Origin of the sequence: Pleomorphochaeta sp. DL1XJH-081 (genome assembly GCF_049310885.1) — a bacterium.
In the GTDB taxonomy this organism is placed as follows: Bacteria; Spirochaetota; Spirochaetia; order Sphaerochaetales; family Sphaerochaetaceae; genus CAYZJV01.
Genome location: NZ_JBMDYO010000004.1, coordinates 37,375 through 50,766, shown reverse-complemented (window position 1 = coordinate 50,766; position 13,392 = coordinate 37,375). Strand labels below are relative to the sequence as shown.

12 protein-coding genes are annotated in these 13,392 nt (G+C 44.3%); 2 read left to right on the top strand and 10 right to left on the bottom strand.

The features are described 5' to 3' along the window. Positions 1-110: 110 nt before the first annotated feature. The 7 genes from phnE (ACODJP_RS08470) to ACODJP_RS08440 form a co-directional block, all read right to left on the bottom strand. Positions 111-938 (bottom strand): phosphonate ABC transporter, permease protein PhnE, encoded by an 828-nt coding sequence (phnE, locus tag ACODJP_RS08470; protein WP_422480490.1) that lies wholly within the window; start codon positions 936-938, stop codon positions 111-113. After that, complete coding sequence (gene phnE, locus ACODJP_RS08465; RefSeq protein WP_422480488.1) at positions 935-1,756, bottom strand: phosphonate ABC transporter, permease protein PhnE; 822 nt, start codon at positions 1,754-1,756, stop codon at positions 935-937. The genes phnE (ACODJP_RS08470) and phnE (ACODJP_RS08465) overlap by 4 nt, the downstream gene beginning before the upstream one ends. Further along, complete coding sequence (gene phnC, locus ACODJP_RS08460) at positions 1,753-2,535, bottom strand: phosphonate ABC transporter ATP-binding protein (protein ID WP_422480486.1); 783 nt, start codon at positions 2,533-2,535, stop codon at positions 1,753-1,755. The genes phnE (ACODJP_RS08465) and phnC overlap by 4 nt, the downstream gene beginning before the upstream one ends. A gap of 89 nt (positions 2,536-2,624) precedes the next feature. Beyond that, positions 2,625-3,611 carry a phosphate/phosphite/phosphonate ABC transporter substrate-binding protein gene (gene phnD, locus ACODJP_RS08455; protein ID WP_422480484.1) on the bottom strand — a complete coding sequence of 329 codons (987 nt, stop codon included), beginning with the start codon at positions 3,609-3,611 and terminating at the stop codon, positions 2,625-2,627. Between the two features lie 239 nt (positions 3,612-3,850). Continuing rightward, complete coding sequence (locus tag ACODJP_RS08450) at positions 3,851-5,134, bottom strand: TRAP transporter large permease (protein WP_422480482.1); 1,284 nt, start codon at positions 5,132-5,134, stop codon at positions 3,851-3,853. 15 nt (positions 5,135-5,149) lie between these two features. Further along, on the bottom strand, positions 5,150-5,689 hold the full coding sequence (locus ACODJP_RS08445; RefSeq protein ID WP_422480480.1) for a TRAP transporter small permease: 540 nt from the start codon (positions 5,687-5,689) through the stop codon (positions 5,150-5,152). A gap of 66 nt (positions 5,690-5,755) precedes the next feature. Continuing rightward, a complete protein-coding gene (locus ACODJP_RS08440; protein WP_422480478.1) occupies positions 5,756-6,784 on the bottom strand; it encodes a DctP family TRAP transporter solute-binding subunit in 1,029 nt (342 codons plus the stop codon). A gap of 328 nt (positions 6,785-7,112) precedes the next feature. Here ACODJP_RS08440 and ACODJP_RS08435 point away from each other — a divergent pair, with 328 nt between their 5' ends. Continuing rightward, positions 7,113-8,456: a dicarboxylate/amino acid:cation symporter gene (locus ACODJP_RS08435; RefSeq protein WP_422480476.1), complete on the top strand. Its 1,344-nt coding sequence runs from the start codon at positions 7,113-7,115 to the stop codon at positions 8,454-8,456. Between the two features lie 99 nt (positions 8,457-8,555). On the opposite strand, the gene ppdK is transcribed toward ACODJP_RS08435, so the two are convergent. The 3 genes from ppdK to ACODJP_RS08420 form a co-directional block, all read right to left on the bottom strand. Next, entirely contained in the window at positions 8,556-11,255 is a 2,700-nt protein-coding gene (gene ppdK, locus ACODJP_RS08430; RefSeq protein ID WP_422480474.1) for a pyruvate, phosphate dikinase, read from the bottom strand. Between the two features lie 100 nt (positions 11,256-11,355). After that, complete coding sequence (locus ACODJP_RS08425) at positions 11,356-12,225, bottom strand: sigma-70 family RNA polymerase sigma factor (protein WP_422480472.1); 870 nt, start codon at positions 12,223-12,225, stop codon at positions 11,356-11,358. 196 nt (positions 12,226-12,421) lie between these two features. Then, positions 12,422-12,958: a hypothetical protein gene (locus tag ACODJP_RS08420; RefSeq protein ID WP_422480470.1), complete on the bottom strand. Its 537-nt coding sequence runs from the start codon at positions 12,956-12,958 to the stop codon at positions 12,422-12,424. Positions 12,959-13,121: 163 nt separating this feature from the next. Between ACODJP_RS08420 and ACODJP_RS08415 the strand changes: the two genes are divergently transcribed. Then, positions 13,122-13,385, top strand: coding sequence for a co-chaperone GroES (locus tag ACODJP_RS08415; protein WP_422480468.1), 264 nt, complete (start codon positions 13,122-13,124; stop codon positions 13,383-13,385). Positions 13,386-13,392: the final 7 nt, after the last annotated feature.

Here is a 13,392-nt window from a genome sequence, read left to right as displayed (position 1 = left end):
TAAGGGCTCAGGCAATATCCTTGCCCCATGCCACCACGCATGAAAAGACTCCTCTAACTAGGGTATTTGCTTCCCAGCAGGAGGAGTCTTTTAAGCTTTAGCATGAATAGTTAGATCAATTTCTTTCGGACCATACTAGTAACAATTTCTCCAAATAGTACGACAACAATTATGGAGAAGAGTACCATGGATACATCTCTCCATCGGAAGAGGTCTATAGCAACCTGGAACAGCATTCCGATACCACCAGCACCAACCATGCCGAGAACTGTTGATTCACGGATATTAATATCCCAACGGAGAATAGCAACAGCCCAGAAAGTTGGCAATACCTGGGGAACAATCGCATAACTGATAATATGGCCTTTGGAAGCTCCGGAAGATTGAAGGGCTTCTATAGGTCCCCAATCCATCTCCTCGATGCTTTCACCAATTAATTTACCAAGGAATCCAATAGCACGGAAAGTTATCGCAAAGACTCCAGCCATTGGGCCTGGGCCTAGAATCGCTACAAAAAGCAATGCCCAAATCAGAGTATCGATCGATCTGGAGGATACTATGATAATCCGGGCGATTGCCAACGTCACTTTATTGGGAGAAACATTGTTTGCACCAAAATAGGCTATCGGTAATGAAATCAAGACTGCAAATACCGTTCCAATAGTCGCAATATTTATGGTCTCGATCAGAGCTGGAATTATTTCTGGCAAAGCTCCGGGATTTGGGGGGATCATCCGATAGATCATGTCCTGGATCTCAACTGGGGCTGACCACACCCACGGCCAGAAAATATCGATTGAACTAATAGTCCAATAAAGGATTACAGCTACAGCGAGGTAGGCGAAATATCGTAAAAACCTCTGTTTAGGTGTATAGCGCTCCCATTTGTAGGATTCTTTTCCCAATTCTTTCAGCGGTCCTGATGTCAAAGAACTCATCTAGTAAACCTCCTCAGTTTTCCGCTCGCTGCTTCCACAACAAGAATGACAGCAATCATAACCAGAAGGATTGCAGATGCAGTACCATAATCATATCTACCGAATGCTGAATTGAGCGTATTTCCGATACCACCTGCTCCAACCAAGCCGATAACGGCCGAAGCCCTCAGGTTGATGTCAAATTGATACATAGTCAGACCAATCAACCGAGGAAGAATCTGGGGAAATACCGCATAGACCAGAATGGTGAAGTAACCAGCTCCTGTTGAACGGATAGCTTCGATCTGTCCATATTTGATCTCTTCAATTGCTTCAGCAATCAATTTTCCGACAAAACCTATCGTATAGATTATCAAGGTGAGCACACCGGCGAAAGCTCCGAAGCCTACCGCTTTCACAAATAGGACACCGAGTACGATCGGATGCAAACTTCGGGAAACGATGATGATTGCCCGACCCAGCCAATAGACAGGACGGATAGAAATATTCTTCGCTGCCATAAACCCAAATGGGATACTCAACAAAACTCCAGCAAAAGTTGCCACTACAGTAATTTGAAGACTCTCAATGAACCCTGTAACAATTAGAGATCCTCTTGCTGCAAAGTCTGGTGGAATAGCACTGGAAAAAATCTGCATTGCCCGGGGAATACCGCGCATGACACGTTGGATATCTAGGCTCAGAGTGCTGAATGCATAGAAAAGATATACTGCACTAATAATTATCAACCCATAGCGTAACCAAGGATTCTTGATAAAACTCGGTTTCTTCCATCTATAGAGATTATCGGGCGGCATTGTATGTTTGTCTTGCATCATCTTGTAGACTCCGATTCATTCTCCTTCTGTTCCTTGAGCTCAGCTTTACCGGTATATATATGCTCAAGATGGTCATGAGTCAGTTCGTCGGGTTTGCCGTCGAAAACAATGACCCCTCCACGTAATCCTACGATACGGGAAGCATAGTGCTTTGCTTGTCCAACATTATGGAGATTGATAAGTACCGGAAGATCCAATTCCTCAGCCAGATTGGCAATAAGTTCCATGATCAATTCGGAGGTCTTGGGATCTAGGGAAGCGGTTGGTTCATCCGCAAGAAGGATACTGGGATTTTGCATGAGAGCTCGGGCAGCCCCTACTCTCTGACGCTCACCACCTGAAAGTTCGTCACAGCGTTTATTGATGTACTGTGATAAACCTACACGTTTGAGCATCTGATATGCGTGATCAACATCATCAGCTGGAAATTTTCGAAATACACCTTGAAGAAGGGAGACATAACCGAGCCTTCCTGAAAGGACATTCTCCATTACGGTAAGACGATCCACAAGATTGTAACCCTGGAAGATCATCCCTATCTGTCGTCGCGCATGCTGCAGCTGCTTTCCTCTCAACTTCAATAGATCCACTCCATCGAGTAGAATTTCTCCAGAGTCCGCAGTCACCAATCTGTTAATACATCGTAACATAGTGCTCTTTCCTGCACCGGATGAGCCGATAATAGCTGTGAGCTTTTTATCTCCCGTAGAAAAGTTCAACCCCTTGAGAACTTGTTCTCCACTACCGTAGCTTTTCACCAAATTCTTTATTTCAAGCATAGTCCTTCACCTTCTTTGGCGTATCAGTAAAACCGGTGTCTCTAACGACACCGGTTTTGTAGTACACATTCAATTATTCAAAACAGAGCCTACAGGCCCTCGAACGTATATTCAATACCGTTCATCTCATTTATCTTCCTGATCTGCGCCCACTGGTCGAGATAGGTGATCTCAATGAAGCCGTCTACAGCGAACTCATCACCAAGTGGGGTTCCAGCGAACGGGAAGGTGAAGAAAGCTTCCTTGATCTTGGCAACCAAGTCGGGGTGCAAATTATGGGCGTAGCCATAAGATGTGGTGGGGAAAGGATCTGTTTCAAAAATAATGCGAACATCAGCAGGATCGAAAAGACCTCTTTCAGCCATTCTATCTACAACCTCTGATGCAACAGGAGCCGCATCGTAGTCTTTTGCAACTACACCAAGCGCAGAGTTTTCGTGACTACCGGAGAACTCGATTTCATAATCTACACCAGGGGTAACACCATAATCGGGAAATAGCGCCGAAGGAGCCATGTTACCGGAATTCGAAGTGGGACTGGTATGAGCAACCCGCTTACCCTTGATATCCTGTAGCTCATACAAATCGCTATCGGCATGTACGTAGACCTGGAGGGTATAACCGAACTGACCGTCAGCTCCACCCATAATTGCGAAAGGAACATAACCGGCCAAATTGACAGCGAAAGGAGTCGGACCAGTTGAGATTCCTGCTATATGAAGACGTCCTGCACGCATTGCTTCAACCTGTGCAGCGTACGAATCGACAGAGAAGAATCTGACCTTCTTTCCTGTTACTTCGGCCAAATGGTCAAGGAACGGCTGCCAGATATCTTGATAAACCGCAGGATCTTCCACTGGGGTATAGGCGAATATTAAGGTATCGGGATCCAACCACTTGCTTTCATCCTTTGGTGGATCGGCTACTAAATCGAAATTTTCATCACAATACAAGGTATCGAGCAACCCGCGATTGGTACACTCCTCTTCTACTACCGGAGCCTCCTGCTGTCCAGCAGCGAATACGAAGGTAGTCGCTACGAGAAGCAATAACGAAACCAGGAACAATTTTTTCATACGATTCTCCTTTTTTGAAAAAAAATTGCATAATATCAACGTTTTTTCACTCATCACACAGGAAATCCTGCCACAGATTTTGCAGAGTGAAAAAACATCTGATACATTAGTTAGATTTTAAACCCGAAAGTAGCCCAATGCAAGAAAAACAATCGCAAGGTTACCTATTGGTACCAACAAGACACCGGCTTCGCAACCAGTGTCTTGTTTATCCTATAAAGGGATTCTGCACCCTACTCTCAGAATCCAAGCAATGTAGGAAGGAATGTCGAGATTATCGGAACATAAGCAATGATAAATAACGCTATTACTTCAACAATGATAAACGGCAGAATCGCTTTGCTCAAAGTTGAGAGTTTCAGCTTGGTAATGCTACAAGCAACGAATAGACACGCTCCAACCGGTGGAGTCATCAATGCGATATTGAGCGAAAGTACCATGACAATACCGAAGTGGATAGGACTCATCCCCAACCCGACTGCGATAGGATGCAAAATTGGGCCTAATATAATCAACGCTGCAGCGATATCCATGAACATACCTACCACAAGCATTAGAATAATGATCAGGAACAAGATCATTGCAGGGCTTCCTGTCGCTGCTAATAGGAAGTCAGCTATCATTTGTGGTACTTGGTTAATAGCGAGTACCCAGCTCAATATACTAGCGGTCCCTATGATAAGGAATACCACGCCTGTAATCTTTGCGGTCGTAATGAACATGGAAGGAAGGTCTTTCACCTTGATACTCTTGAGAATGAAGAATCCAACCACCATCGCGTAGGCTACAGCAACAGCTGCCGCTTCGGTAGGAGTGAAAACTCCGGATAGTATCCCACCCAGAATTATGATCGGCATGAGTAGAGGAAGTATTGCATCCTTCAAACCGAGCATTTTCTCTTTGAATGTCGTTTTGGGGCTCTTGGGATAACCACGCCTGTAACTAATGATGGAAGAGATTATCATCAACAAGATTGCCAGTACGATTCCAGGAAGGAAACCAGCAGCAAACAGACCAGCGATAGAAACATTCATCAAGGAGCCATAGATAACCATCATATTCGATGGTGGTATCGTAGGCCCGATAATCGATGAGGCTGCCGTTACCGCAGCCGAAAAGTCGAGATCGTAGCCATCCTCTTCCATAGCGGGTATCAACATCGTCCCGATAGCTGCCGTATCACTTACAGCGGCTCCGGTCATACCGGCGAAAAAGACACTTGCTATGATATTGGCATGTGCAAGTCCTCCTCTCACATTTCCCACCAGAATATTGGAAAATTTTACCAATCGGTTGGTTATTCCGGTCCGGTTCATGATCTCACCAGCGAGAATGAAAAATGGCATCGCCATAAGCGTAAACATGTCCAGACCGCTGAAAAACTGCAATGGAGCCATCGTGAACATAGCCACATCGTTCATCATCATATACAGCCCGACCAGACCTGCAACTCCAATAGTAAAACCAATTGGTATCCCTAAAAGAAGGAGTGTAGCGAAAACAATGATTATAGATAAGAACATAGTTGACTCCTCTTTCTAAATGTCGATGATTTTCTTCTCATGCGACTCGGGGGCATAGCCTCGAGATAAGTTTATAATATGCGTTAACACCAATTGGATAACGGCCAAGATCATGGAGACCGGAATTGCCAATGACGGTAATACCATAGTTATACCCAAACCCATAGAAATCTGGAACTTGGCTTCAATAGTCATTTGGATGGAGTAGTAGATCATGATGAGGAGAAAACCTAACACCACAACAAAAATGATGCTACCGAGAATCATGCGCATTACTTTTGATTTGGCTCCATCAAGTAGAATGGTCAGTCCTACATGTTCATTCTCACGTATACCGATACTTATAGCCAGTGCCGCTGCCCATATCATCAGATACCGGGATAATTCCTCTGACCAGCTGAGAGGAATCCTGAAGACATAGCGAAACAAGACCCCCAACAATACGACGAAAGTCATCCCTCCTATCGTAATAACACAAAGTTGGCTAACTATCTTATTCAGGATATCGGATATGCGGTATAACATGCCGATTGCTTTGTTTTCTTGTGAATCCATAGAAGAAACTCCTCTGTGGTGGCACCATGAACTCGGTACCACCACATGGTCTAGAAGCGAAAATTCTTAGTAGCCCAACTTGGCTTCGGCATCTTCGACAGCTGAGAGGAAACGATCCACCCAGTATTTACCCTGAGATTTATAGGTTCTTTCCAAGAATGCGCGAGCTGCAGGAATTGCAAGATCACGGAACTGCTTCATTTCTGCGGCTGTGGGAACATATACATTCATTTTTTCTAAGAGTACGGGAAGACCCTTATCTGATGAATCGATAACACGACTTACACCACGTCCTGCAAGAATTGCAGTTCGAGCTGCATCGTCAACAATTTTTTTCTGGTCCGCGGTAAGTCCATTATAGAATCGTGGATTCATGACCCAAACGTAGGGAGCATACAGATGGTTTGTGAGAGTAATGTAGTCCTGGACTTCATAGAACTTCGCCATATTGATTATAGAGATAGGATTCATCTGTCCATCGACGACCCCAGTCTGTAAGGATGTATAGACTTCAGCCCATGCGACAACAGTCGGAGAAGCTCCTAAAGACTTAACCACTTCCTGGTGTAAGGGAACACTCATTACTCGGATTTTCAAGCCTCTCATATCGGCAGGAGTCCGGACTTCACGTCGGGAGTTCGTGATTGCAAAAAATCCACCCGATTCGCCAAAACCAAGGACCTTAAATCCTGCTTGTTTTTCGATATCGGCAGCCAACTCTTGTCCAAAATCGCCATCATATACTTCATAACCGACATTATAGCTAGAGAAGGCGAAAGGTAGGTTCGTAACATCGATGAGAGGATAGAAGGTAGAAAGACCACCAGAGGAGGATATAAAAGATTGTACGATTCCAGCCTTAACCTGAAGCATGGTCTCACGTTCTTTTCCCAATACTCCATTCGGGTAGAGCTCTACAATAATCTGTCCATTGGAATTCGCTTCCACTTCACTTTTGAATGTAGCGGCCATTGCTGCTGAAGGGACATCAAAAGGATCTTGTGGGTTTAAGTGTGCGAGTTTGATGGTCAAAGGTGCTGCCATCAACGGGAGAACCAAAAGTACCAAAAGAACGATAAGAAATAGTTTTTTCATATGCGTCTCCTATGTGTGATATACCGGTATCGTATTACAACAAAATGCAACAGTCAAAGACTATTTTTATGATTTGGTAAGTTAAATTGTCTAATTTTTATGTCTTGTCATATTTTCTAACAAAGTAAAACTTTTGTTGATGTATAGTTGCAAACAATATTAGCATTATATTATCTCCATTTAGCATGATTCAATTAATTCTTACCTTCTTACTATCTAGTCCTGAGAAACTCTCCTTTTGTTATAAACATCCCCTTGACGAGTGATGGGTTGTGTTTATATCATACTATATCTATAGATTTTGTAAACTTTACCATTGGAGGTAACTATGTCCACATTCCTTTGGATTTTTGGATTTGTCTTACTTTTAGCCGTCTTGGTTGTGTTGAAACGAAAGTTTCACCTACCCTTCTCAACTCGTGTCTTCATTGCTCTACTTCTAGGGGCAGCGTTCGGTATGGCGCTCTTTTTCCTAGCCACTGCTGAAGCCAACCAGAACGTCCGACGCTGGGTGTCACTTGTAGGATACGGATATGTAGACCTATTAAGAATGTTGATTATACCTCTTGTACCAACAAGTATTATCGCAGGTTTGTTGAAGTTAAGTAGTACCGATGAACTGAAGCAAATGGGATCCCGTACTATTGGAATTTTTCTCTTCACCGCTACAATAGCGGGAATCATCGGTTTGGTGATTGCAAGTATTTTCTCAGTCGGTTCAGGCATGGTTATCCCGGAATTGGCCTCTCGTGAACCCAATACGGTTAGCAATGTATTTTCTCAATTCAGGAATTTCATACCGTCGAATTTTGTGAAGGCTGCCGCTGAAATGAATATGATTCCGCTTGTGGTGTTCTCGCTATTCATTGGGGTCGCAGCAATCGGAGTAAAGACTAAAAAACCAGAAGCCGTAAAGCCATTCCAAGATATTCTGGAGAGCTTCCTACAAATTGTCATGCAATTGACCAGGAATGTGCTTAAACTGACTCCTTATGGTGTATTAGGTTTAACTACTTATTGGCTTAGCAGCACCGGCATGTCAGTATTGGTACAGCTTGGGCTTTTTGTTATCGCCGTAGTGATTGCCTGTCTTATCCAGATGGGATTGGTATACGGAGGACTGCTTACAACGTTTGCAAAAATCAATCCTATCAGATTTTTTAGGGCAGCTAGTCCAGCTCTTCTTCTAGCTTTTTCCAGTCGCTCCAGCCTAGGTTCATTGACTATGACAATCGATACGATGACAAACCGACTTAAGGTGAATTCCCGCGTGGCGAATTTTGTCGGTCCACTCGGTGCCGTGATGAATATGGATGCCTGTGGAGGAATCTTTCCAGCCATGGTGGCAGTATTCGCTGCCAATGCATTTGGTATTGATCTCAGCATATCGCAGTATGTATTGATCGTGGTTGTCTCAGTACTGGCAAGTCTGGGGAGCGCTGCAGTTCCCATGGGAGCGACTGCATTCACGGTTATAACCCTTACAACGGTAGGTCTTCCGGTTGAAGCTGTTGGTTTGGTTGCCGGTGTCGATTTTATTGTGGATATGTTCAGGACCATGACCAATGTGGCTGGTGACATGACTACATCAGTCATCGTCGCCAATTCACTCGGTGAGTTCGATCGGGAAGCTTTCAAAAATCAGGATCTGAAAGCTGATACAGCGAGTTGATAGTACTTATTTTATCGAGATCGACACTAATCTAATAATTGAGGGGACGTTTGAAACGTCCCCTCTTGTTGTGAGAAATGTTTGAATGCTGTACGTTAGCTACTTCTTTAATACAGCCTGCGCCGCAGCTAAACGTGCAACTGGAACACGGAATGGCGAACAGGATACATAGTCCAATCCCACTTTCTGACAGAAATCTATGGTCTTTGGATCTCCTCCATGCTCACCACAGATACCTAGCTTGATCTTCGGATTGACCGAACGCCCTAACTCAGAAGCTATTTTGACCAATTTCCCGACACCATCAATATCAATGGTTGCAAATGGATCATATTCATAAAATTGCTTATCGGTGTCATTCACATAAGGTCCTAGGAAGCTCGCCGCATCATCACGGGAGAAACCACAAGTCATCTGTGTCAGATCATTGGTTCCGAAACTAAAGAATTCGGCCGATTTAGCAATCTCATCTGCAGTTATCGCTGCTCTTGGGACCTCGATCATGGTTCCAATCTTATAAGCAATCTTCTTGCCCCTTTCCGCAAACACCTTTTCAATGGTTTCAATAGCATGTTTCTTGGTGTATTCGAATTCCTTATAGTGTCCAACCAGAGGAATCATGATCTCCGGATGGACCTCTGTGCCCTTCTCAGATACATTGAGAGCTGCCTCAATGATAGCCCTCACCTGCATATGGAGGATTTCAGGGTACACAATAGCAAGTCTGCATCCTCTAAAACCGAGCATAGGATTGAATTCATGCAACTGCGTTGTTTTTTGAGCAATTTCTTCAACCGATATACCCAACTGTAGAGCCATTTCATGTCTACTAGTGTGATCATTTGGAAGGAATTCGTGCAATGGAGGATCAAGCAAGCGAACCGTTGCGGGAAGACCATTCAATTCTGTGAAGATCTCCTCAAAATCTTGCCTCTGCATGGGCAACAGTTCGGCGAGTGCCTTCTCGCGCTCAACCTTGTTGTTGGCCAAGATCATTTTTCTCACACTGATGATTCTCTGACCACCAAAGAACATGTGTTCTGTCCTACACAATCCGATACCTTCTGCACCCAATTGTACAGCCATATGGGTATCAGCAGGAGTATCTGCATTGGTACGTACTCTTAACTTACGAATTTCATCAACATATCCCATGAATTTGTTGTAGTTTTGGAACAACAACGACTCATCGCTCTTCATTTCTCCATTGAGAACTTGAACGATTTCTGAGGGTTTTACTTGGATGTGTGCGAAGTAGACCTGACCGGTAAAACCGTCGATGGAGATAAAATCACCTTCACGGACTACTTTATCGCCTACTTTCATGGAGCCATCTTTATAATTAATGGATATATCTCCAGCTCCCGAGACACAGGGACATCCCATTCCCCGGGCAACAACAGCTGCATGGCTGGTCATACCACCACGGGTTGTAATAACACCTTTGGCTACTGCCATACCACCGATATCTTCGGGACTGGTCTCTACGCGAGCAAGAATGACATCTTTTCCAAGAGCAGCCATCTCCTCAGCCTTCTCGGCGGAGAAATAGACCTGTCCACAGGCCCCACCAGGACTGGCATTCAGTCCTTTTGTTACTTCCTGAACGCCCTGTTTGTCGATATCATCACTGTCAAGAACGGGAGCGAACAATTTGTTGAATTCACCTGCAGGTACTCGACCAACGGCAGTCTCCTTGGAAATAAGACCCGATTCCACCATTTCGACCTGACTTCGGAGCCAACTGAAAATAGTCCGCTTTCCGTTACGGGTCTGGAGCATGTACAATGTACCCTCTTGAATTGTGAATTCGATGTCCTGCATATCTTTATAGTGTTTTTCCAGAAGATCACGGATATCGACCAACTGTTGGTACACCTTCTCGTTGACTGACTTCAACGTATCGATAGTCTGGGGAGTTCTGATACCTGCGACGACATCCTCTCCCTGAGCATTCATGAGATACTCGCCGTAGAATTTGTCCTCTCCTGTAGAAGGATCCCGGGTAAAGGCAACTCCAGTACCACTCGTAGCTCCCATATTACCGAATACCATCGACTGGACATTCACTGCAGTTCCGAGAAGCCCTCTGATATCGTTCATCTGCCGGTATCTGATGGCACGATCATTGTTCCAAGAGCCGAATACAGCATTGATAGCCTTGAATAGCTGGTCAATAGGATCAGTAGGGAAATCTTCTCCGATATAGCGCTTATAGAGAGCCCGGTATCGATCAATAACCTCTTTCATGTCTTCCACATCGAGATCAGTGTCGAATTCACAGTTTCGCTCTGTCTTAACCGACTGGAGGGCTTCTTCGAATTCATGGTGGGGAACACCCATGACAACGTCACCGAACATTTGCATAAATCTCCGGTAACTATCCCAAGCGAAACGTTCGTTGTTGGTCTTTTTCGCAAGGGCTTTGGCAGAATCTGGATTCATCCCCAAATTGAGGACCGTATCCATCATACCAGGCATAGATTGGGCAGCCCCAGATCTAACGGAGACAAGAAGGGGGTTCTCACTGTCGCCGAGCTTGGCTCCCATAACCTTCTCCAAGTGGTCCAGATGCTTAAGGACCTCTTCACGCAACCCCTCAGGATACGTACTGTCATTCGCACTATAGTACGCGCAGGCTTCCGTACTGATGGTGAATCCTGGAGGAACTGGTAATCCGATTGACGTCATATCGGCCAGATTCGCACCCTTCCCTCCAAGTAGATCTTTCATCGATGCGGAACCTTCCGCTTTACCTTCTCCAAAAAAATACACGTACTTTGTCACGTCCTTCGACATATATGAAGTACCCCCTTAAATTCATTTTCTATAATCAATTCACGATATATCAATGTATATGAGAAAACCCTCCCTGTCAATGCAAGGAGGGTTTCTGGCATCATGCCGTATATGATTCAAGCGCCTTCAAGCGCGTCGGTTGTTTCATCCTTTCCAACGCTTTTTTCTCTATCTGGCGAATCCTTTCTTTCGTCAGATTATAAAGCTCTCCAATCTCTTTGAGGGACATGGGAATGGCACCATTGAGACCAAATCTCATCTCGATGATCTCACGCTCCTTATCGCTTAGAATCTGCAATGCTTCATTGATATCATCCTTCAAGGTTTTGTCCATCAGGATATCCTCAGCGGAACGATAGTCATCCTCAATAAAGTCCCCTACAGTCGAGTTGGAGGGATCGCCATAGACAGGAGCATCAAGACTTACCATCTCACGACTGATGGAGAGCAAATCTCCTACCAATTGGGGATCCATCTTCATTGCCTCGCCAAGCTCTTCCAGAGTTGGTTCCTCTCCACTTTCATGCATAAGCTTGCGTTGAGCCTTCTGGATTTGTACCAATTCATTCGCTCTATTGAGCGGTAAACGCACAGTCCTTGATTTCTCACAGATAGCTTTTAGGATAGCTTGTCTGATCCACCAAACAGCATAACTAATGAAGTGGTAACCACGATCCACATCATACTTCTCTAGAGCATTCATGAGACCGATATTCCCTTCATTAATAAGGTCAATCAGGGGTAATCCCTGGTTTTGATATTTTTTTGCAACGTTAACAACGAACCTTAGGTTCGATTCAATCATTCTTTTACGGGCAAATTCATTGCCTTCCGCGGCTTTTCTTGCCAATGAATCTTCCTCCTCACGTGTGAGAAGAGGAATACGGTTGATTTCTTTCAAATACATGGAGAGGATATTTTCGTCCTCGAACTGGTCATACTCGTTCAAAACTTTCTTGTTCCGGATCATATGCAACTCCTCCTACTGAATAGGAAGCATTTTTCATGCCAACTACATACAAGAAAGAGAAACATTTTATATTTTGTTATATGTTAATATTTTGCATATTTTTATAAGAAGGAATGTCAGGCAATGTCAGTCTTTCTGGAACCAGAGACTACAGGTCAGACGTGTCAAAATGTCACACTCACCCTAAAATGGTTGATTACTGGGTAATTTTGACCCATTCTTCTTCGTGAATATCGAATTCTTGGTCAACTTCGGCATCGACTAGATCTTCCATATCCTCCATTTCCCAGGGGAAATCTATCTTTATTGTACGGTACCAAGCTCGCATATCCTTACCAGCAAAGGGAATCTCTGATTGTTCGATTTCCCTGTTGAGCTGATTCCAACGATTCTTAATCAGATCATGCACCATGTCTCCCTCGGCGATCGAAACCAAGGTCTTTTTCCGTTTACCCAAGATATATATTGCCATTTGTGTATCATGGAAAGTTCTCCAATGGTGGGAAGACCTCTCTAAACCGGAAATATCACGTAGGATAAAGGCATCATTGAAACAGCGAATCGCACCACCAATATCTCCCAATCTACTTAATACTACACCCATGCGAAAGAAACAGAGCGCAGCATCCCGAGGACTGCCACCTTCTATCTCCGATAGATTTGTACTGCAGATATTCAGAGCTTTCCTGTATCGTTGGTCTGTTGTCTGATTTACCATATCTTTCCCTTTCACACACCCAATATACAAAGAGAAAAACGAAACGGAAAGGCAGGCAAAGATAGTAAAGCAAATTCATTCATTTGCTTGACCGTACGCATCTTTGTGCGTATATTTCTAGAGGATTTCATCTCAGTATCCAAATAATATGAGAGATAATATCATACAGGAGGAATTTATGACTATCAAACCGATGGGAGACAGAGTACTTGTCAAAATGGAAGAGGTCCAGGAAAAGACTGCCGGAGGAATCTTCATCCCGCAGACTGCTCAGGAAAAGACCCAGATCGCCGATGTAGTCGCTGTTGGTGATGACGAATCCATTACCGTGAAGAAGGGCGACAAAGTCATGTATGACAAGTATGCCGGCACTTCTGTCAAGGCGGATGGCCAAGAGTATCTCATTCTCCACATGTCCGATGTTCTCGCTGTAATCAGCTAGATACCTC

What these genes read in the sequence shown, in the direction of transcription:
- phnE (WP_422480490.1), bottom strand. Translation starts at nt 938, where the DNA reads ATGAGTTCTTTGACATCAGGACCGCTGAAAGAATTGGGAAAAGAATCC.
- ACODJP_RS08435 (WP_422480476.1), top strand. Translation starts at nt 7,113, where the DNA reads ATGTCCACATTCCTTTGGATTTTTGGATTTGTCTTACTTTTAGCCGTC.
- ppdK (WP_422480474.1), bottom strand. Translation starts at nt 11,255, where the DNA reads ATGTCGAAGGACGTGACAAAGTACGTGTATTTTTTTGGAGAAGGTAAA.
- ACODJP_RS08445 (WP_422480480.1), bottom strand. Translation starts at nt 5,689, where the DNA reads ATGGATTCACAAGAAAACAAAGCAATCGGCATGTTATACCGCATATCC.
- ACODJP_RS08450 (WP_422480482.1), bottom strand. Translation starts at nt 5,134, where the DNA reads ATGTTCTTATCTATAATCATTGTTTTCGCTACACTCCTTCTTTTAGGG.
- ACODJP_RS08425 (WP_422480472.1), bottom strand. Translation starts at nt 12,225, where the DNA reads ATGATCCGGAACAAGAAAGTTTTGAACGAGTATGACCAGTTCGAGGAC.
- phnC (WP_422480486.1), bottom strand. Translation starts at nt 2,535, where the DNA reads ATGCTTGAAATAAAGAATTTGGTGAAAAGCTACGGTAGTGGAGAACAA.
- phnE (WP_422480488.1), bottom strand. Translation starts at nt 1,756, where the DNA reads ATGATGCAAGACAAACATACAATGCCGCCCGATAATCTCTATAGATGG.
- ACODJP_RS08440 (WP_422480478.1), bottom strand. Translation starts at nt 6,784, where the DNA reads ATGAAAAAACTATTTCTTATCGTTCTTTTGGTACTTTTGGTTCTCCCG.
- ACODJP_RS08415 (WP_422480468.1), top strand. Translation starts at nt 13,122, where the DNA reads ATGACTATCAAACCGATGGGAGACAGAGTACTTGTCAAAATGGAAGAG.
- phnD (WP_422480484.1), bottom strand. Translation starts at nt 3,611, where the DNA reads ATGAAAAAATTGTTCCTGGTTTCGTTATTGCTTCTCGTAGCGACTACC.